We start from the raw sequence: 20,993 nt of genomic DNA, 5'->3' as shown, positions 1-20,993 counted from the left end.
TTAAAGAAGCCTGCAGAATATTGGAAGTCCCTCCTTTAAGCAGTATGAAAGATATAAATGTAAAATACAGGCAAAAAGCTAAAAAATTTCATTCCGATAAAGGCGGAGATGATGAAGAAATGGCTAGAATAAACTGGGCTTATGGGGTCTTGAGGGATTATGTAAATAATTTTAAGTTTACTTTCAGTGAAGATGAAATATTAAAACAGTATCCCGGTGAATTTTTAAAAAAATTTAGGGTGTGAGTATGATTTTTGAAACAAGGGAAGAAGCTTTAAATAGACTTTTAGACGTTATAGATAAAGATATTATAAGGGACTGCGTTGTTCTTTCAGTTAGTAAAAGAGGAGTTTTTTACGCAAGGGAAATAGCTCTTAGAAACGGAATGCTTGAGGGTGATTTTCTTTTTATAGAAGAGGTAAAATCCCCTATTAATAAAGATACTTCTCTTGCAGCCATAAGCGAAACGAGGGATTATATTTTGATTCAGGAACTTATAGAGAGTTTTGAAATTACGGACGATTATCTTTTTGGAGAGATACAAAGGGTTTATGAAGAGAAAATTTTAGAAGATATACACCAAATCAGGGCGGGAGAGGGTATAATTTCACTTGAAGATAGAAATGTTTTGCTGGTGGATGAGGGTGCGAGTACGGGACTTACCCTTTTATGCGCCGTTAAAAGTTGCATTAATAAAAAAGTAGCGTCTATAAACGTAGCTATACCCGTAATTGCTAAAGAAACAGCCGAAATGGTTGAAAAAATAGTGGATAATACTTTTTTTGTTAAGGTAATAGAAGATTATGTTTCTACAGATTTTTATTTTAAGGAGTATAAATGAGTTGTGAAATAGATATAAAAATAAACGGGAAAGAACAAAAACTTGTTTTAAATAAAGTGGCCAGACAGGCTGACAGTTCCATTTGGTGGCAGGAGGGGAATACCGTAATGCTTGCCACTCTTACGTATAATCCAGATGAAGTTATTGAAGAGGACTTTGTTCCTTTGGCTGTTCAGTATGTTGAAAGGGCGTATGCGGTAGGAAAGATTCCTGCCGGATTTGTAAAAAGAGAACAAAAACCCGGAGATTTCGAAACATTAACGGCTAGAATAGTAGATAGGAGTTTAAGACCTCTTTTTCCAAGAGAGTACGGATATGATACTATTATTACTATAATGGCTTTAAGCGCTGATGAGGATAGCGATTTGCAGGTTGCAGCAATGAACGCGGCTGCCGCTTGTATGTATATGAGCAGTCTTCCTTTTGCTAAAATGGTTCATGGAATAAGAGTTACAAGAATAGACGGAAAAATAATATTCAATCCTACGTTATCTGAACTTGAAAAAGGCGATTTTAATCTTTTTGTAACCGGTACGAAGGATGAACTGTTAATGATTGAATACGCATCCCAGGGGCAAGAAGAAATTGAAATTATTCCTGTTGAAGATGTAATGCTTGATGGTGCCCCTATAGAAAATACGGTTGTAAAATACCGTATTAATGAAATAGTGGAAGATGAACTGGTTGAAATTTTAAAACAGGCTCAGGAAAAGATAAAAGAAGGAGCCAAGGTTTATGAAGAAGCTCTTCAAAGTTTCGTAAAACCTAAGATTGAATTTGAAGAGAGAAAAGAAGTTGATTTAACGCCTTATATTAAACTGATAAAAGAAAAATATGCCGATGAGCTAAGAGAAATTATTAAGCATTTAAGTAAAAGCGAAAGAGACTATCTTTTAAAACAGTTTGCCAGAAAAATTGCCAAGGCTTTGGAAGAAGAAGAAAATTTTGAGGCTATTTTAAAAGCGGTTAAAGAGGTAAAAAGGGAAATTGTAAGAGGTATGATTTTGTATGAGGGAATAAGAGCCGATGGCAGAAAACTGGACGAAATAAGACCAATTACCATTGAAACAAACGTTTTACCAAGAGCTCACGGAAGCTGTCTGTTTACAAGAGGGCAAACCCAGGCTCTGGCCGTAGCTACAAGAGGCGGAGATATGGATGCTCAGGTTTATGCGAACTTGACGGATAAAGAAGAAAAACTTGAAAAATTTATGCTTCATTATAACTTCCCTGCGTTTGCCGTAGGTGAAGCGGTAAGACTAGGACCTCCTAGCAGACGTGAGCTAGGACACGGAAATCTTGCCAAACGGGCGATAGAACCTCTTTTAGACCCTGAATTTGATGAAACGGTAAGGGTGGTTAGCGAAATTCTTGAAAGTAACGGAAGCAGTTCCATGGCCACCGTCTGTGCTTCGTCACTTGCTTTAAAAGCGGCAAAGGTACCGCTTCTTAAACTTGCGGCGGGAATTGCTATGGGACTTGTGAGCGAAGGTGATAAATACGCTATTTTAACGGATATTATGGGGCTTGAAGACCATGACGTGGATATGGATTTTAAAGTTGCCGGAACGTTTGATGGAATTACCGCTATGCAGATGGATATAAAACTTGGCGGAATCAGTCTTGAGATTTTAAAAGAGGCTTTATATCAGGCAAGGGATGCCAGGGCGTTTATACTTGAACTTATGGAAAAAGCGGCGAAAGAAATAAAATATAACGAAGAGGTTCTTCCAAAAAGCGTCAGCTTTAAAGTCGAACCTGATAAAATTATAGATATTATAGGAACGGCGGGAAAAACCGTAAAAGAAATTATCGCTAAATTCGGGATTACAATAGACCTCGACAGGGAAACCGGAAAAGTTAAGATATACGGTGAAAATTATGACGATATGCATGCGGCAAAAGATTATATTTTAAATGTTATTTGTAAAGACGATACCCCTAAAATCCCTGAATTTAAAGTGGGCGAAATAATAGAAGGGACTATTAAAAGAATAGTGCCTTTTGGAATGTTTGTAGAAATTGCCCCGGATGTGGAAGGACTTTTACATGTAAGTAAACTTAACGGAAAAAGACCGGATGATTTTGAAGAAGGACAGAAAATAAAAGTAAAAGTTCTCTCTCAAAGCGGATTTAAAATAGAACTTGCTCTTGCGGAGTGAATAATGTTTGAAAAATATCCTTTTGAGAAATTAAACGAGCTTTTGCAAAACATACCTCATCCCGATGAGGTTATTTCTTTGACTATAGGAGAGCCTCAGTTTGAAACCCCTAAATTTATTCAAGATACACTGTGTCAAAATGCTAAACTTTTAAATAAATATCCAAAAACGGCGGGAGAAGAGGTTTTAAAAGAGGCCCAAAGAAAATTTGTAAAAAGAAGATACGGAATTGAACTTAAAAAAGACGAGCTTTTGCCGTCTTTTGGTACCAGGGAGCTTTTATTTAATTTTCCTCTTTTTTTAAAACCCAAAAAAACCGCTTTTCCCAATCCTTTTTATCAGATTTACGAAGGTGCGGCGATTGCGGCTGGAAGTAAAATAAATTATATGCCTTTAACAAAAGAAAACGGTTTTAAAAATGCTCTTTCTCAGCTTGATGGGGATGAAGATTTTATTATTTTAAATTCTCCTAATAATCCTACGGCCAGTGTTATGGATTTGGATGAATTAAGCGAGTGGGTGGAATACGCCTTAAAGAAAAATGCGGTGATTTTGAGCGATGAATGTTACAGCGAGCTCTATTTTGAGGAAAAACCTCCTAGTATTTTAGAAGCCGCATTAAATGTGGGGAATAAAAACTTTAAAAATGTTTTGGCCATAAATTCTATCTCAAAAAGAAGCTCTGCCCCCGGGCTTAGAAGCGGGTATATAGCAGGCGATAGTAAAATACTTAAAAAATATTTACAGTTTAGAACGTATGTAGGATGTGCTTCTCCTCTTCCTTTACAATATGCGGCGGCTGTTGCCTGGGACGATGATGAACATGTTAAGCCTTTTAGGGAAAAATATAAAAAAAATTTTGAAATAGCAAAAGAAATTTTAGGTATTAAACCTCCAAAAGCCACATTTTACATATGGCTTGAAGTAGGGGATGATTTGGAATTTACAAAGAAAGCGTATAAAAGAGGGGTTAAGGTAATGCCCGGGCGTTTTATGGGAAGAAAAGGACAGGGAGAGGGGTATGTTAGAATTGCCCTTGTATATGATGAAGATAAAACAAGAAAAGCGTTAAAAATTATTAAGGAGTTATTATGAGTTTAGTCAGTAAATATGAAGAACTTGACAGGTTGATTCACCAAAATCAAGAGGAACAGATTAATGAGGTTTTTAGGGAAATATTAAAAGAGACGTTTGATATTATCAATAAAAAAATAGAAAGCAAAACCACTCTTGATGTAAATAACCCTGAAGAAGCGGCCGCTGTGAGGGCAATGTTTGAATATATGCTTGAGCTTTGGGATGAGGGTGCCGTTGATGAAGCTAAAGAGGTCGGATATGATATGGTATATCTTGTTGATGATGAAAAATTAAAAGAGATGTTTTCAATGTTTGTAATAGGAATGCTCGCAGGACTTAGTCTTGATAAGTTTTTTGAAAAATATGTAAATAACGAAAAAGTTTACAAAGATGTATTTTTTGCAGATTTTGACGATAAAATAGACGAACTTGTTATAAAATACAGGGATAAGTTTAAAAAAGAGTTCAGCAAAGATGCATAACGTTCATTTTGTCGGAATAGGCGGTATAGGTCTTAGTGCCATTGCCAGGTATCTTCATCAAAACGGATACAGGGTAAGCGGCAGCGATATATATGAAACTTCTCTTACTTCTTCTTTACGCAAAGAGGGTATAGAAGTTTTTATTCCTCAAAAAGAGGAAAATATTAAAAATCCGGATGCGGTAGTTTATACGGCCGTGGTAAAAGAGGATAATCCCGAAATTAAGGCGGCAAAAAAAAAGGGTATAAAAACTTATAGCAGAAGGGAGTTTTTGCCTTTTATAGTAAATGATAAAAAAGTAATTTCCGTATGCGGGGCTCATGGAAAAAGCACCACTACCGCTATTTTAGCATCCATTTTAAAAGACGCCAATGCCTTGATAGGGGCTGAAAGTAAAGAATTTAAAAGTAACGCAAGGGTAAAAAGAAGCGAATTTTTGGTTTTTGAAGCGGATGAGAGCGACGGAAGTTTTGTTGATTCTAATCCTTTTATCGCCGTTGTAACCAATACGGAGCCTGAGCATATGGAATTTTACAGCCATAATCTTCAAAATTTTTACTCTCACTATGAAGAGTTTTTAAAAAAAGCCAAATTAAGAGTGGTTAACGGAGATGACGAGTTTATAAAAAAGCTTGATTTACCTATGAAAAAAGTATATTTAAACGAAGCTAAATATATAAGATATGAAATAAGAAATTCTCTTCCAAAAACTATTTTTGAATATAAATCCAGGGAGTTTGAAGTTTACGGCTTTGGAGAGTATTTAGTGCTTGATGCAATGCTTGCTATTGAAGCAGCAAGCGAGTTTTTGAATTTGGACGAAATTGCTGAAAATATTAAAAATTATGCGGGTATAAAAAAAAGATTTGATATTTTAAGACATACAGATGATTTTGTGCTTATAGATGATTACGGACATCATCCAACTGAAATTAAAGCGACATTACATTCTGCAAAAGAATACGCTAAGTTAAACGGTATCGGTAAAGTTACCGTTATTTGGCAACCTCATAAATATAGTAGAACAGTTGATAATCTTGAAGGATTTGTCGAGTGTTTTAACGAAGCGGATGAGTTGATAATTTTACCGGTTTGGGCAGCCGGGGAAGAAAAAATAGAAATTGATTTTGAAAAATATTTTGCAAAACATAATCCTCAGTTCGTTGAGAGGGTTAAAGTTGATGGTAATAATGTTATGTTAATAAACAAAGATAAAATACTTAAAATAATTAATAAAGGTCTTGTAATAGGTTTTGGAGCAGGGGATATTACATATCAACTAAGAGGGTATATGTAAATGTTCTAAATATCTTTTAACATCTTCAAGTATAGCTATATCCCTAACTTCATCAAAATATTTAAAACTCTCGCCGCTTTGTATTTTTCCATCGAGTAAATCCCCCGATTTTCTAAATTTTAAATCAAGTTCTGCTATTTTAAACCCGTCAAGCGTAGAAGCAAAAGCCTGTAGTCTTTTATTTTTTTTATCGTTTGTGTATAAAAAGCAGTATCCTTTCTGTCCGTATCTTCCCACTCTTCCTCTAAGCTGATGTAAAGTGGCTAGTCCTAGTCTTTCTGCTCCCACAATTACTATAGTTGTCAGTTTTGGAAGAGAAATTCCGACTTCGATTACGGTTGTTGTTATTAAAATATTTCCTTTTTCCCTGAATTCAACCAAAATATCTTCTTTGTTTTTATCTTTTCCATGGGTTATATATACTTTGTCGAAATATTTAAGCCAAAAATTTTTTCCTTCTTCTATGCTTTGATATTCGAAATTTTGAGATTCTTCTACAAGCGGATAAACTATTACGATTTGGTTGTCTGCGTTTATCTCTTTTTGAATATGTGCGATAAGTTCTTTAAAATCTTCTTTTGAAATTATTTTGGTTTCTATATCTTTAATAAATGGAAGTTCTTTTATTAAGGAAACTTTTACAAAACTGCTCATAATAAGGGCCTGTGTTCGTGGAATGGGGGTTGCGCTGAACTGAAAATAATGAGGAAGAGTTTTTGAATCACTTACCAACTTCTCAAGAAGCGCTCTTTGTTTGGTTCCGAATCTGTGTTGTTCGTCAACCATAATGATGTTTAGTTTCGGCAGGTTTTGATATAAAAGGGCGTGAGTGCCTATTAATAGATCTGCCGATTTTATATCATCTTCAGTGAATTTGCTTTTTTGGGTTACAAGAACTATTTTAAAACCGAATTTAGTTAAAAACTTCCCAGCTTCTTCATATAGTTGATTGGCCAAGATAGAAGTCGGTGCCATAATAGCGCTTTTTTTAGCCATAAAAGCAGTAGCGAGCATTATAAGAGTTTTTCCGCTTCCTACATCCCCTATAATAACTCTTCTTGCTTGAATAGGCTTTGAAATATCTTCTTTTATATCGTATATGGCTTTTAACTGGTCGTTTGTCAATTTAAAAGGCAGGGAATTTATAAAAGGGGCAGGGTCTGATATTACGGGAACTGCCGGATATGTTTTTACTTTTGATGAGAGCTTTTTTAAATAGTTGTAAATTTCAGCCCATTTTAGGGCATAGTTTATTTTTTTTTCCTCTATGTCTTCAAACTTTCTTGGAAAATGCATGTAATAAAGGGTTTTAGCTATATTTTCAGGTAATTCTTTTAAATTATCAAGTGTCAGATATTTTTTTAGAAGGGATTTAAAGCTTCTTTGATTTATAGCGGTTTTATAAACAGGGGTAATTTCTCCTACTTTTGTAATAGGTTTTGGCTGAATTATCTGATTATTTCTAACTTCTCCTCTTATATAAAGATTTTTACCCGGGTAAAAAGTAGCTTCATGCCATTTTTTAAAAACAAAAAAAACACCCCATATAATGGTCTGGATGTTTTTTAAATAAAATTTGACCCTTGTTATTTTTGAGGATTTGACAACATCCAAAACCTCGGCCTCAAATGCCTGAGGCCTGCCTGTAATAAAAGGATAAAGATTATTATCTTCCCACTCTTTTGGTTTAATTAAAGCAAGTTCAATTGTATTGGTTATACCTATTTTATTTAATTTTGCGTCGGTTATTTTCATTTTGTAACTATTGAAAAACTTAGAGTGTTAATTTCCTGATGTTTTTTTATAAATTCGTTTACCTCTTCAAGTTCTGCGTTTTTAATAAGGTTTAATTCTTTTTCGTAATAACCTTCTCCAAGTCCGAGATAGTATTCATTGAATTTTCTAAGAAGTCTTTGGGCTAAGGTTTCGTTTCTTAACGGTTCGCTTCCTATTAAAAATTTTTTAGCATTTTCAAGCTCTTCTTTTGTTATTCCTTTTTGAGTGAAATCAAAAATAAGCTCTTTTACGATATTTAAAGCGTCTTCAGTATTTTCAAGTTTTGTTTGAAGATGGCCTTTTAAAATTTTATAGCTTTTTTTAAATTCGTTTTGGGCGTATGCGGAGTAGGCGTAACCTCTTTTTACTCTTATCTCTTCCATCATTCTGCTTCCAAAACCTCCGGCGCCTAAAATAAAAGTGGCGATTTTGGCCAGATATAGTTCTTCTTTTTTTACGTTAAAAGGAGCCCCGAAATAGATATAGCTCTGTTCTACGTCTTTTTTTTCTGTAACGTTTCCCTCTTTAGGTTCAAAATATAAATCTTTTTTTAAAGGAGTATTAGGAAGGGTTTGTATAATTTCCTCTATTGATATTCTTTTTCCGCCGTTTATGAATACGGCTGAATTTTTAGAAAGATATTTAAAATGATTTTTAATTTCATTAAGAGTAATTTCATCGATTTTTTCCCCTATTACGGGAATCTCCAATGGAGTGTTTTTAAACATAGCTTTATATAAATTGACAGAAGCGATATAGTCGTTATTGTTTTTTAAGTTTTCTTTTTTGGCTTTAATTTCTTTTTTCGTTTTTTCGAAAGCTTCTTTTGTAAAATTAGGGTTTTGCAACAGTTCTAAAAGCTTTTTTATGGCAAAAAAGGATTTTTCGTTCAAAAACACCGTCGATACGCTTATAAATTCTTTATTTGCGCTGAGAGTTAAATTTACCGCTTTTTCTTCGAGTATAGAATAAAACTTTTCTTTTTCTTTAGCGGTCCCTTTTGTATTTAGCATATAAGATAAAAAATTGGAAACACCATCTTTTGCATATATGCTTCCTGTGTTTTTAAAAACCATCTCAAAAATCGTTCTTCCAAGTTTATCTTTTTCATAAATCAAATACATTATTTTTTCCTTTAATTATGTGAATTTAATAGTAAAAAAGCGCTGTTTTCAAGAATTATCGCTTTTGTTATAATTTCTCTTATATCTCTTGTTTTTATAAATACCCCGTAACCTATGATAATAATAATATCGTTTGTTTTGAGATATTTAGAAATAATAAACTCTTTATTTTCTTCCCATTCCTGAATATTTCCCATTTCTATAATAGGAATTTTACCGAGTTTCTTTTTACCTAAGAAATCTATCGGATTAAGACTTATATGATGGTTAAGGGCAAAAGTCATAACGTTTATGGGAAAAATATTTGCTATAGCTTTTGTATTTGAGAGCTGCTCATAAATTTTGGAATGTATTTTTACGTCTTCGCTTGCTTCTTTCCATGCCATATCTTCGTGTAAAATATGAACTTTTTTTATGAAGTCCTCTTCGAGATAGTGTTTGTTTCTTTTGTTTATAATCATCTGGTCCGCTTTAAGCTTTAAAGAAAGACTGCCTATGCCGATATTTATAAAATTTTTGTTAAAAAGCTCTTTTGCCGTTAAATAGTATTCGTCCATAATGGTTTTTGTAATCAAAATGCGCCTTTTTTGATACAATTATAACAAAACAATAAATGGAAAAAGCAGTGATGGAAGAGTTAAAAACACCTCATATACCGGTTTTGTTAAAAGAAACAGTTGATTTGTATAAAGATATAAAAGATGGGTATTTTGTTGATTGTACTTTGGGTTTTGGAGGGCACAGCGAAGCTGTTTTGGAAAAGTATCCGCATATAAAGCTTATAGGAATAGACCAGGATAAAGAGGCTATGGAATTTGCCAAAAAAAGACTATCAAAATATTCAAACAGAGTGGAATTTATAAACAAAAGAGCCAGTGAAGCTTTAAAAGAGTTAAAAGGTCTTCCTATAAACGGAATTTTGGCCGATATAGGAGTTAGCAGTTATCAGCTCGACAATCCTGAGAGGGGATTTACGTTTGATAGCGACATCCTTGATATGAGAATGAATCCCTCTCAGGATTTCAGTGCTAGGGATGTTGTCAATTTTTATGACAGACAATCTTTAGAGGAGATTTTAAAAAAATACGCCGAAGAGAGAAGATATAAAAAAATAGCCGATTTTATAGTTAAAAACAGACCTATAAATTCAAACAGAGAGCTTAGCGAAATTCTTATGAAAGCCGGACTTAGAGATAAAAAACAGCTAGCACCGGTATTTCAGGCAATAAGAATAGAAGTTAATAATGAATTAAAAGAACTTGAAAACATATTGGACGAAGCCGAAAAGATATCACAAGAGGGTAGTATTTTGGGAATTATTACGTTTCATTCTTTGGAAGACAGAATAGTTAAAAACAGGTTTAAAGAGTGGTCTAAAAAGTGTATATGTCCGCCTGAGGCTATAAGATGCGAATGCGGCGGCAATCATCAAAAAGGTGTTATTCTTACAAAAAAACCAATAACCGCCTCAAAAGAGGAAATAGCTAAAAATCCTAGAAGCAGAAGCGCTAAACTCAGAGGGTTTATGTTTAAAGGTGACCGATGAAAGAAAGAGAAGTTCTTTTAGGGGAAGTTGAAAAAGTAATAGAAAGAGACCGGATATCAATTTCCATTATCAAAAACGTGATTTTTATTATGATATTTTCTCTTGTATTATATATTCCGAAAATTTATGTATCAAACCAGATTTATATCTATTCAATAAAAATAAACAAACTTATAAACGAATATTATTCTTTAAAAGCCGAAAATTCTATTTTAAAATCAAAAATAGAGAAATTAAAATTTAAAAACAGACTTAATATGTTCTCTTTTTAACTTCTTTTGTTACAATTCGCATAAAAAAGAAGGAATATGAAAAAATTTATAGAGTTTTTTATAAAACATCCCGCATTTACGCATACTCTATTTATTGTTGTTATTATTTCCGCTATATTGGCTTACAGGAATGTTCCAAAAGAGCTTTTTCCACCCGCTACGCTTGATAAAATATTAATACGGGGTGCTTATACTGGAGCTAGTCCTGAGACGCTGGATAAAATGGCGGTATCTCAGATTGAGGACGATTTAAAAACATATCAGGAGGTTTCCTCCATAGAAAGTGTAATAAGCAACGGAAATTTTGTAATTACCGTTAATTTAAAACCTAGTGCAAACAAACTTGAAATGGTTAACGAATTTAAAAGCGTAGTTGCGAATATAAAAAGAGACTTGCCAAACGATATGGACGAGCCTACCGTTACCATAGCAAAAAAAGCATTTCCTTTAATGTTTATTTCGGTTGCAAGTGAAAAACTGAGTAAAGACGAACTTTTAAACATCTCAAAAGAGATAAAAAAGAAATTAAGTCGTTTTAAAGATTTAAGCCGAATAGATATAAGAGGGGAGAGTGATAAAAATATATATTTTATTTTGGATAATAAAAAAATAGAAGCTTTAGGAATAAATAAAACGAATTTGATTCAGGCTCTTTCTTCTTTAAGCACTATTTTTCCTATAGGGAAAATAGAAGGTAAGAAACATTATTTTTTGAGTATGCATACCCAAAATATTAATGATTTTAATTCTACTCTTATAAAGGTGGGAAATATTGTAATAAGGCTTAAAGATATTGCAAAAATAACTTCCAAATATGAAAAACCTACTCAAATAGGAAAATACAACGGAGTGCCAAATCTTACCATTGATGTAAGAAAAGGAGAAAGCGGAGACGCGATAGCCCTTTCTAAAAAAATAAGGGAAATTTTAAAAGAATATCATCAAAAACATCCGGAAGTTTTTTTTGGAATTTCAACCGATACGAGCAAATGGGTAAGAAACAGGTTTAATACGGTTGTCAGTAATATAATTTTTGGACTTATTTTGGTATTTTTGGTTATGTGGGTGTTTTTAAACTGGAGAATTTCTTTGGTTGTAACTCTTGGAATTCCAACCTCTTTTGCCATTGCGGTTATATTTTTGGATTATTTGGATTTTTCCCTAAATCTTCTTTCAATGCTAGGTGCTTTGATAGCCCTCGGGATGATTGTGGATGAGGCTATAGTGGTTGGGGAAAATATTTACAGACATATGGAGATGGGTAAAAGTAAATTTCAGGCGGCTGTCGAAGGTACGCAGGAAGTTTTCTGGCCGGTGGTAGCCGCCGCTATGACTACCGTGTTGGCTTTTATGCCTATGCTTTTGATAAAAGGGGAAATAGGGCTGTTTATAAAAATTCTTCCTTTAATGATTACTATTTTGATTCTCAGTTCGTTATTCGAGGCTTTTGTTTTTTTACCTCTGCATTCTAAAGAGATTTTAAAAGTTGTTCCTTCAAAAAAAGAAATTTTCTGGGAAAAGTTTCAAAACTTTTATAAAAAAATACTTTTTATCTTCTTTAAGTTTAGATATTTAACGTTGGCTTTTTTTTTAATTGCAGTTCCTGTAATGCTTGGGGTTGGTTTTAAACATTCAAAATTTCAGCTTTTCCCCGATTTTGACGCCAGTCAGATATATGTAAACGGTAAGGTGGATACCAATTATACGATAACCCAGACGGCGGAGATTATTAAGCCGATAGAAAATATATTAAAAAAATATCTTGGAGAAGACGTTGAAGGGTTTACGACCGTTGTGGGTATGAAAATGAACAATAAAGGAGAAGCCAACACAGGAGAGAACTATTTTCATATTTTTGTCGATTTAAACGATAAAAAACCAAACGATTTTTATAATAAATATATAGCTCCCATTTTTCAGCCTATAAAGGTTGAAAATCAAAAAAGAGTGCACACAGCCCAGGAACTTGCCGCTATTTTTAAAAAAGAGTTTAAAAGGCTTAAAGTAAACGGACTAAAAGAGTTAAACGTAATCGTTCCTCAGGCGGGGGTTGTTAAAAGTGACGTTGTTATAAGTATAGGAGGCAAACAGCAAGAAGAGATTTTAAAAGTAATCATAGCTCTTGAAAACGAAATGAGAAAAATAAGAGGGGTTTATAATATTTACGATGATGCCGAACTGGGAGCGGACGAGCTTAAAATTAAGATAAACGAATACGGCGAGAAGCTGGGATTTACGGAAGTTAATGTTTATAATGCGTTAAGAGGATTTTTTTCCGAAGCCGAATTTGCCAAAACGTTTAACAAAGAGGGGGTTGTAAAAATTGTGTTTAAGGATAAAAATAAAGATAAAATAGAAGAACTTAAATATTTCAGATTAAACATCCCGGGAAGCGGAGAGTATATTGAACTTAATAAAATAGCCGATTTTGAGATAAAAAAATCTTTTAAAAAAATCCATAAATATGACGGAATAGCAGCAAAAAGCGTTTATGCGAGTCTTAATAAAAAAATAATCACTACCGCAGAATTTTATAAAAAAATAACTCCTTTTTTAGAAAAAATAAAAAAAGAAGGTTTTAAGGTTATTATAGGAGGGGCTGCTAAAACCAGTAAAAAGTTTATGGAGGATTTAAAAGAGGCATTGGTGGTTGCCGTGCTGTTAATCTTTTTGGTGTTGATTTTAATGTTTGATTCGGTTATACTGCCTTTTGTCGTTATTTCCGTAATACCTCTTTCATTTTTAGGAGTGATTATAGGAAATATGATTATGGGTATGAATATGACAATGCTTGGGATGATAGGTATAGTGGGACTTGCCGGGGTTGTTGTTAATGACGGTATTGTTATGGTTGATTTTATAAAAAAAGCTAACAACCTTGAAGAAATACTTAATAAAGCGTCTCAGAGGTTAAGACCTATACTTTTAACATCCATTACTACGTTTTTCGGACTTTCAACACTTATGTTTTTCCCTTACGGACAAAGCGCTATTTTGCAACCTTTGGCAATTGCCCTTGGGTTTGGTCTTATGTGGGGTACGCTTCTTAATCTCTTTTATCTGCCCGTATTTTATTATATACTTAATAAAAACAGAATTTCAGGTAAAAAAGGTATTTTTAATATATTTAAAGGAAAAAAGTGAGGGTATATTTTAAGACTTTTGGTTGCAGGAGCAATATTTTCGATACGGAGCTTATGAAAAATTTAGTAAACGCAGAGGTGGTAAAAAATGAAAACGAAGCCGATTTGATTATTGTGAACTCATGTACCGTTACCAATTTTGCCGACAGGGATTTAAGAAGCTATATAAATAAGTGGCAAAATAAAAATATTATTTTAACTGGATGCGGTGCCTATACGCAAGGCGAGAGATTATTTAAAGAGGGAAAAATTAAAGCGGTCTTGGGACATAAATATAAAGAAGAGATAAATAAATTTTTGGATTTTAGAGGTATAAAACTTGGGGATTTTAATTTTATAAACAAAAAAATAGTGGAGAATTTTGATAAAACAAAAGCTTTTGTAAAAATTCAGGAAGGATGCGATTTTGAGTGCGCTTATTGTATAATTCCAAAAGTAAGAGGGGGGGCAAGAAGTCTTGATGAAAATCTTATTTTAGATGAAATTAAAAAATTAAGGGACAAAGGCATCAGTGAATTTGTCTTAACAGGTATTAATATGGGAAGTTACGGAAAGGATACTGGTACATCCCTTAGCCGTCTAATTGAAAAAATTAGTGATATAAGAGGGGTTAAAAGAATAAGGCTTGGAAGTTTAGAACCTGGCCAGATTGATGAAAGATTAATTGAATTAACCCAAAACGGCGTGCTTGAGAAACATCTTCATATCGCTTTACAGCACACAAGCGACAGGATGCTTAGAATTATGAAAAGAAGAAACAGGTTGTCTTCTACACTCCCTTTGTTTGAGAAACTTTCTTCTTTAGGTATTGCTTTAGGTACGGATTTTATCGTAGGACACCCGGGAGAGAGCGAAGAGATATGGTCAGAAGCACTTGAGAATTTTAAAAAATATCCTCTAACTCATATTCATATTTTCAGATATTCTCCAAGAGACGGGACTTTAAGCGCAAAGATGAAACAGGATGTAAGGGGTGATACGGCTAAAAAAAGAGCTAAAATCTTAGAAGAAATCGTTAAAAAAAATAATTATAATTTCAGAAAAGAAAAAGGGGAGCTTTTAGTGCATATAGAGGATTTTAAAAACGGATATTCAACAGGGTATGACGAATATTACAATAAAATGAAAATAAAAAAAGAGTTTCAAAAAGGAGAGTGGGTGAGAGTTAAAGATTATAACGTAAAGGAAGAGGGAAATGTCAAAGAATAAAAATCTGGCGGTTATATCGGTAATAATAGCAATTTTAACAGCTCTTTTGATTAGTGCGGGTATTAAATCGGGAGATTTAAACGCAAGTGTGCTTTTTTCTCAGATTGTAGGGGTTATTATTGTTTTTGCATTTTTTATATTTTTTATTTTGCTTGTTAAAAAACTGGCTCCCCAACATCAGCCTCCTCAACAGGTACAGGTTGAAATGAATACGGGAATTGAGAAAGATTTTGTAATAAGGCCGATTACTTCAAATTATACGTTTAAAGACGTGGCCGGTATTAATGAGGTAAAAGAGGAACTTATAGAAATAGTGGATTTTTTAAAAAATCCTGAAAAATATAGAAGTTTTGGGATAAATCTTCCAAAAGGAGTACTTCTTGTTGGGCCTCCGGGAGTCGGTAAGACATTAATAGCAAAAGCTTTAGCCGGGGAGGCCGGTGTGCCGTTTTTTTATCAAAGCGGTAGTAGTTTTGTCCAAATGTATGTGGGAGTGGGAGCTAAAAGGGTTAGGGATTTGTTTTCAAAAGCAAAAGCCATGGCTCCAAGTATTATTTTTATCGATGAAATCGATGCTATAGGAAAAGCCAGGGGTAATCTCAGAAACGACGAAAGGGAAGCTACGTTAAATCAGCTTTTAACCGAAATGGACGGATTTGAGGGAAGTGAGGGGGTTATCGTAATAGGTGCTACAAACAAGGTTGATTTACTTGATGAAGCGCTTCTTAGACCCGGAAGGTTTGACAGGCGTATATTTGTGGAACTTCCAGGCCTTAAAGACAGAATGGAGATATTAAAAGTTCATCTGAAAAACAAGCCTTTTAAAGGAAATCTTGAAAATATAGCAAAAATGACGGTAGGTTTTAGCGGGGCGGCTCTGGCTTCTTTGGTAAATGAAGCTAGTATTTATGCGTTAAAACAAAATAAACCTTTTATAGAAGAGAGCGATTTTTATGCCGTAAAAGATAAAGTTTTAATGGGTAAAAAGAGATTAAACACCTATTCTCCTAAAGAAAAAGAGATACTAAGTTATTATCAGGCTGCAAAAGCCGTAATAGCAGACTGGCTCGGGGTTGATTTTGAGAGAATATCGCTTGTAAAAGACGATTTTAAAGAAGAGGATAAAGAGATTATCTCAAAAACGGAAATAATGAGCAAAATCGAAACTCTTTTAGCAGGAAGAATAGCCGTAGAAGACAGATTTAACGAAAAATATTCAAACGCCCATAAGGATATAAAAAAAGCCCGCGAGCTTGCTTTAAGGATGATAAAGGATTACGGTATGGGTGAGAATATAGTTGGGGATGAGAGTGAGGTTGCAAAAATATTGGAAGATGCGTATAAAGAAACAAAAGTTTTATATGACAGTAATCTTCCGGTTATAGAAAAAGTATATGAAAAAATGCTCAAAGACGAAATTATCCATAAAGAGGATATGAAAAAAATAAGAGATGAAATATTTTAGCGGTTTTTGTCTTTGCGGTGAAAAAGAGCTTTTTAAAGAGTATATCGAGGATAAAGAGTTTGTAGTCGCAGGCTTTAGTAAAGGAGCCCAGGAAGCTTTGGATTATGTTTTAAACATGAATAAAAGAGTGGATAAACTTCAGCTTCTATCTCCGGCTTTTTTTGAGTATAATGAGAAAATTATTGAATTAAATTTGGAATCCTTTAAAAAAGATAAAGAGAAATATATAAAAAATTTTTTAAAAAAGGCCGGAATTCCAGATATGAAATATATATGTAATTGCAGTTTTGAGGAGCTGAAAAAATTATTTACTTTTAAATGGGAAAAAATAGAACAGATAAAAGATATAAAAATAGAAATATTTTTAGGAGAATATGATAAAATTTCGGCTTCAAAAAAAGCCTATAAGTTTTTTAAACCGTATGGAGACGTGTATTTTATAAAAAAAGCAAATCATTTTTTAAGGAGTTAAATTGCACCAGCGGCAGAAAATCGAAGAAAACAGGTATATTGGGATTTTTAAGGATTATTGGGATATAATAGTTGGTTTTTCTTCTCTTCCTTTTGCTATTGTCTTTCATCTTAAAGGATTTCATATTTTAGCTACTCTTTTTGCGGCTATAGGTATAGGAAGCCTTGCGGTTACTATTTCGGAAATAGCCGAAATTTTGGCTGAGAGATTCGGAGAACCTTTTGGCAGTATGATTTTAACGTTTAGCGCCGTTTTAGTGGAGATATTAATTCTTTTTATGGTTATTTTGGAGGCAAAACATCATCCCGAAGTGCTAGAAACGGTTAAAAACGGTATAGTTGCCACCGTTATAGTGGATTTAAATGCTCTTTTAGGACTTGCCGTATTTGTAGGGGGACTTAGTTTTAAAGAACAGGTTCATAACGAGGATACTTCGGCAAGTTATACTACCGTTCTTTTTGTTGCAGCGGCTATGCTTTTGGTCCCTACTACGATATCTCTTCATTCAAGCGAAGAGGCTTTATTTAAAGCCAGCGTAATTATAGCCGTTCTTTTAGTTGTTTTTTATTTTTTTATTTTCAGATTTCAGACGGATACACATGTTCATTTTTTTAAATTTAAAAAAAGAAGCCGTGTTAAAAGATATATAAAAGAAGATGAGGATGATGATTATTATTTTGATAAAAAATCAAATTTGTTTAATATTTTGTTTTTAGTTTTTTTATTAGTATTGATAGGAATTCTCTCCGAAATATTTGCAAATGACGGAGTAATTGTTTTTAAGGAATTTGGTTTGACTGCCGGGTTTGTTGGGATTTTAATAGCGTTCGTAACGGTTGCTCCGGAGCTTTTTACGGCAATTAGAGCAGCTAAAAACGATGAAATGCAGCGTGTTATAAATATTGCGATGGGAGCGAGTACGGTTAGTATTCTTTTAACCGTTCCGGCACTTATATTCCTTTCTATGATAGTTGGGATAAAACTGACCCTTGATTTTACCCCTCTTCAGGTCGGGGCTTTACTCTTGACTATTTTGCTTGTATGGAAAACTACGGAAGACGGAGAGACCAACTATCTTGAAGGTCTCTCGCATTTGATGATATTTTTAAGTTACGCGGTTATAGCTATTTTTTATTAGCGGATTGCAAAAATAAAAATTACGGTAATAAAAAAATATCGTAAAATATTTAAAAATTGAGGATTTACCTGAAAATTTTCAAAAAAATTTTCTGAGAATTTTAAATACTCTTTCATTGCTTTTTCCTTTTTTTAAGGGAGAAGCAAAAAATATTCCTAAAGCAGTTTTTTAGGAGGCATTTTTGATATTTCTAAAATTACTTTTTTTCCTTCTATTTTTATTTTATATTCAAATAAATTTACTATTTTATTTACTAAAAACATACCCATACCGCTTTTGGGGTCTTTGTTTGATTTTAATTGATTAAAAAAGTCGAATATTTTTATTTTTTCTTTTATTTCCTCTCCGTCGGTTTCTATTATTATATAAATTTTTTCGTTTTTCGGCACTATTTTTATCTCTATTTTTTCTTTGGAAAATTTAAGGGCGTTTAGGTATAAAATGTCCATTAAAAGAGTAAACAGTTTTTTGTCGGTATTAATTATAATTTCTTTTGAAGGCATTTTAAAAGAAATTTTTTTATTGTAAATATCTTTGTATTTTCTAAACAAAAAACTCAGAAGTTTAGGAACGTTTAGAGGCTCTATCTGAATTTTCGCCTTTTTGTTTTTTAAATCTATTAGCGTTTTTAATATATCTACCATTCTTTGAATATTTAACCCATTTTTTCTTAGATGGATATTGTAAATTTTTATTCTGTTTATGTCTGGTGATGGGGAGTTTAGTTCTTTTTCTATCAGAGCAGAGTATTTATTTATGGAAAAAGCCGGATTTTTAAGTTTTTTAAGGAAATATTCAAGAAGATTGTTTATAAAATTTTCCTGTTCTTTTTGAAGCTGCATTCTTTTTGTCAAATCCTGTCTTATAGCGATAAATTCTTTTATTTCGTCCTTTTCGTCTTTAATGGGAATAATATTTGCCAAGACATAATATTCTCCCCCGTCTTTTTTTCTGTTTTTTATAACCCCTCTGAAAATTTTTCCTTTTTTTATAGTATCCCACATTTTTTTAAACACGGCTTTTGGCATATCGGGATGTCTTACTATATTATGGGGTTGTCCTATAAGTTCTTCTTTTTTGTAACCTGAGATTTTTTCAAACATTTTATTGGCGTCTGTAATAATTCCGTTAATATCCGTTTTAGAAATAATCGTGGTTTTGTCTAAAGCTTCTTTGTATTGTCTTAGATAATTGTTTTCTTTTTTTAATTTTTCTATTTCTTCTTTTAATTTATTAATATCTTCGCTCATCCTTCCTCACTTTATTTTTGATAATTATACAAAATTTGATAAAATGGAAACATCAAAAATCAAAAAAGGAGAAAAAAATGGATAGAAGAAAATTTCTAAAAACTGCGGGTGTCGGAGCTGTGGCGAGTACGGCGTTTACTACCAATCTTTACGCAAAAACCAGAAAAACGTTAAAAGTATGTCTCTCTTGGCCTAAAACTCTTCCTATTATGGGTGAGGGGATTTATTATTTTGCTAAGAGGGTAAAAGAACTAACTGACGGAGCTTTAAAAATCAAAATATACGGAGCGAATGAACTTGTACCTGCTCTTGGAGTATTTGATGCCTGTTCAAAAGGTCTTATTGACGGGTTTCATTCAGGTCCGTATTACTGGAAAGGTAAAAATCCGGCGTTCAGTCTGTTTACGGCGTATCCGTTTGGAATGGTAGCGGATGAAATGAACGCATGGCTTGATTTTGGCGGAGGTATGGATATTTGGAGAGAATTATACGCAAAATATAATTTAATTCCGTTTAAAGGCGGAAATACGGGTAATCAAATGGGCGGATGGTTTAGAAAACCTATTAAATCTTTAGCGGACCTTAAAGGGCTTAAAATGAGAATCCCGGGTCTTGGCGGTGAGGTTATGGCGGCCCTTGGAGTAAAACCTACCAATATTCCGGCGGGAGAACTTTATACTGCTCTTGAGAGAGGCGTAATTGACGCAACCGAATGGGTAGGACCTGCTCTTGATATTAAAATGGGATTTTATAAAGTGGCTAAATATTACTATTCAGGATGGCATGAACCCGGAACAAACCTTGAGCTTACATTCAATAAGAAAAAATTTGAGCGCCTTCCAAAAGAATTCCAAGCGGCGATTCAAGTAGCCTCAAACGATATGAACGCAAGAATGCTCTCTCAATTCCAATACGAAAACGGTGTAGCACTTAGAAAAATAAAAGAAGGAAAATACGGTGTTAAACTATGCGAATTCCCTGAAGAAGTAAATGAAGCCGCTAAAAAAGCCATTAATAAAATCTTAGAAGAAAATGCTCAAAAATCAAAAGATTTTGCTAAAGTTTATGATACTATTCAAAAATTCTTCCCTGATACGAGAAGATGGACTGATGCGGGAATGAAATGGTTTTTGGATGCAAGAGATAAAGATTTTAAATTTGATAAATGCTAAAATACCTCCTTTTTTGGGGGTTATACAAAATCTTTAAGTACTTCGCTGCAAAGAGCAAATCCAAAAGCACCGGTTACTCCTACAAAACTTCCCATATTACATTCAACAGGTCTTTCGGTAGAAAATACGACTTTAAAATCTTTTTTAAAATTTTCTTTTTTTAATCTGTCTCTTACTTTTTTTGCAAAAGGGTCGTTTTGAGTTTTCCAAATGCTGTCAATCTTTATTTTTGTAGGGTCAACTCTTTTAGCCGCGCCCATAGAAGAGATGATTTTTGGATGTGCTTTTTTAATTAAAGCGATTTTTGCGTTTAGATCATCTATAGCATCAATTACAATGTCATAATCTTTTATATTTAATTTTTCTATATTTTCGGGCGTGAGTTTCAGATCAATTGGTGTAATTCCGGGATAGAGTTTTGAGAGAACGTTTACTTTTTTTTCACCCAAAAATTCACTTCCTATTTGGCGGTTTTGGTTTGTAATGTCGAATGTGTCAAAATCTACAATCGTTATGTTTTTTACTCCTGAGCGGTAAAGACAATCAAGAGCGTATCCTCCAACCCCT

Annotated in this window: 19 protein-coding genes; 14 read left to right on the top strand and 5 right to left on the bottom strand. The window is 33.4% G+C overall.

Annotated features, from left to right (window positions below; genetic code table 11):
* Positions 1-20: 20 nt before the first annotated feature.
* From ACXJH6_RS01320 to murC, 6 genes are read left to right on the top strand one after another with little or no spacing between them, the layout of a single operon-like run.
* The gene (locus ACXJH6_RS01320) at positions 21-245 is read left to right on the top strand and encodes a molecular chaperone DnaJ (RefSeq protein WP_456469961.1); all 225 of its coding nucleotides are present in this window, start codon (positions 21-23) and stop codon (positions 243-245) included.
* A gap of 2 nt (positions 246-247) precedes the next feature.
* A complete protein-coding gene (locus tag ACXJH6_RS01315) occupies positions 248-841 on the top strand; it encodes a phosphoribosyltransferase family protein (RefSeq protein WP_456469960.1) in 594 nt (197 codons plus the stop codon).
* Positions 838-3,003: a polyribonucleotide nucleotidyltransferase gene (locus ACXJH6_RS01310; RefSeq protein WP_456469959.1), complete on the top strand. Its 2,166-nt coding sequence runs from the start codon at positions 838-840 to the stop codon at positions 3,001-3,003. The genes ACXJH6_RS01315 and ACXJH6_RS01310 overlap by 4 nt, the downstream gene beginning before the upstream one ends.
* Positions 3,004-4,098, top strand: a complete 1,095-nt coding sequence (locus tag ACXJH6_RS01305; RefSeq protein WP_456469970.1) for a succinyldiaminopimelate transaminase — start codon at positions 3,004-3,006, stop codon at positions 4,096-4,098.
* Positions 4,095-4,562, top strand: a complete 468-nt coding sequence (locus tag ACXJH6_RS01300; protein WP_456469958.1) for a hypothetical protein — start codon at positions 4,095-4,097, stop codon at positions 4,560-4,562. The genes ACXJH6_RS01305 and ACXJH6_RS01300 overlap by 4 nt, the downstream gene beginning before the upstream one ends.
* Positions 4,555-5,859 (top strand): UDP-N-acetylmuramate--L-alanine ligase, encoded by a 1,305-nt coding sequence (murC, locus tag ACXJH6_RS01295; protein WP_456469957.1) that lies wholly within the window; start codon positions 4,555-4,557, stop codon positions 5,857-5,859. The genes ACXJH6_RS01300 and murC overlap by 8 nt, the downstream gene beginning before the upstream one ends.
* On the opposite strand, the gene recG is transcribed toward murC, so the two are convergent.
* Genes recG through ACXJH6_RS01280 form a run of 3 tightly spaced genes read right to left on the bottom strand, consistent with a single transcriptional unit; the run spans position 5,842 to position 9,334 of the window.
* Positions 5,842-7,614 carry an ATP-dependent DNA helicase RecG gene (gene recG / locus ACXJH6_RS01290; RefSeq protein WP_456469956.1) on the bottom strand — a complete coding sequence of 591 codons (1,773 nt, stop codon included), beginning with the start codon at positions 7,612-7,614 and terminating at the stop codon, positions 5,842-5,844. The genes murC and recG overlap by 18 nt on opposite strands.
* Complete coding sequence (locus tag ACXJH6_RS01285; RefSeq protein WP_456469955.1) at positions 7,611-8,759, bottom strand: M16 family metallopeptidase; 1,149 nt, start codon at positions 8,757-8,759, stop codon at positions 7,611-7,613. Before ACXJH6_RS01285 ends, recG begins: the two co-directional genes overlap by 4 nt.
* 11 nt (positions 8,760-8,770) lie before the next feature.
* On the bottom strand, positions 8,771-9,334 hold the full coding sequence (locus ACXJH6_RS01280) for a class II aldolase/adducin family protein (protein ID WP_456469954.1): 564 nt from the start codon (positions 9,332-9,334) through the stop codon (positions 8,771-8,773).
* A 53-nt stretch (positions 9,335-9,387) separates the two neighbouring features.
* Between ACXJH6_RS01280 and rsmH the strand changes: the two genes are divergently transcribed.
* Genes rsmH through ACXJH6_RS01245 form a run of 7 tightly spaced genes read left to right on the top strand, consistent with a single transcriptional unit; the run spans position 9,388 to position 18,004 of the window.
* Complete coding sequence (gene rsmH, locus ACXJH6_RS01275) at positions 9,388-10,305, top strand: 16S rRNA (cytosine(1402)-N(4))-methyltransferase RsmH (RefSeq protein ID WP_456469969.1); 918 nt, start codon at positions 9,388-9,390, stop codon at positions 10,303-10,305.
* Positions 10,302-10,577 carry a hypothetical protein gene (locus tag ACXJH6_RS01270; RefSeq protein ID WP_456469953.1) on the top strand — a complete coding sequence of 92 codons (276 nt, stop codon included), beginning with the start codon at positions 10,302-10,304 and terminating at the stop codon, positions 10,575-10,577. The genes rsmH and ACXJH6_RS01270 overlap by 4 nt, the downstream gene beginning before the upstream one ends.
* Positions 10,578-10,613: 36 nt before the next feature.
* Positions 10,614-13,721 (top strand): efflux RND transporter permease subunit, encoded by a 3,108-nt coding sequence (locus ACXJH6_RS01265; RefSeq protein ID WP_456469952.1) that lies wholly within the window; start codon positions 10,614-10,616, stop codon positions 13,719-13,721.
* Positions 13,718-14,929 carry a tRNA (N(6)-L-threonylcarbamoyladenosine(37)-C(2))-methylthiotransferase MtaB gene (gene mtaB / locus ACXJH6_RS01260; RefSeq protein ID WP_456469951.1) on the top strand — a complete coding sequence of 404 codons (1,212 nt, stop codon included), beginning with the start codon at positions 13,718-13,720 and terminating at the stop codon, positions 14,927-14,929. The genes ACXJH6_RS01265 and mtaB overlap by 4 nt, the downstream gene beginning before the upstream one ends.
* Positions 14,916-16,394, top strand: a complete 1,479-nt coding sequence (locus tag ACXJH6_RS01255; protein WP_456469950.1) for an AAA family ATPase — start codon at positions 14,916-14,918, stop codon at positions 16,392-16,394. The genes mtaB and ACXJH6_RS01255 overlap by 14 nt, the downstream gene beginning before the upstream one ends.
* Positions 16,381-16,866: a pimelyl-ACP methyl ester esterase BioV gene (gene bioV / locus ACXJH6_RS01250; protein ID WP_456469949.1), complete on the top strand. Its 486-nt coding sequence runs from the start codon at positions 16,381-16,383 to the stop codon at positions 16,864-16,866. The genes ACXJH6_RS01255 and bioV overlap by 14 nt, the downstream gene beginning before the upstream one ends.
* A 1-nt stretch (position 16,867) precedes the next feature.
* Complete coding sequence (locus ACXJH6_RS01245) at positions 16,868-18,004, top strand: calcium:cation antiporter (RefSeq protein WP_456469948.1); 1,137 nt, start codon at positions 16,868-16,870, stop codon at positions 18,002-18,004.
* A 155-nt stretch (positions 18,005-18,159) separates the two neighbouring features.
* Here ACXJH6_RS01245 and ACXJH6_RS01240 read toward each other — a convergent pair whose 3' ends face one another.
* Positions 18,160-19,254, bottom strand: coding sequence for a PAS domain-containing sensor histidine kinase (locus ACXJH6_RS01240; protein WP_456469947.1), 1,095 nt, complete (start codon positions 19,252-19,254; stop codon positions 18,160-18,162).
* A gap of 77 nt (positions 19,255-19,331) precedes the next feature.
* Between ACXJH6_RS01240 and ACXJH6_RS01235 the strand changes: the two genes are divergently transcribed.
* Positions 19,332-20,426: a TRAP transporter substrate-binding protein gene (locus tag ACXJH6_RS01235; protein WP_456469946.1), complete on the top strand. Its 1,095-nt coding sequence runs from the start codon at positions 19,332-19,334 to the stop codon at positions 20,424-20,426.
* A gap of 20 nt (positions 20,427-20,446) precedes the next feature.
* Here ACXJH6_RS01235 and ACXJH6_RS01230 read toward each other — a convergent pair.
* Positions 20,447-20,993 (bottom strand): tRNA threonylcarbamoyladenosine dehydratase (locus tag ACXJH6_RS01230; RefSeq protein WP_456469945.1); only part of this gene is annotated, 547 nt, incomplete at its 5' end.

This window comes from Caminibacter sp. (genome assembly GCF_053999135.1).
Note: the sequence above shows the minus strand (reverse complement) of the source record. Positions and strands in the feature narration are given on the sequence as shown.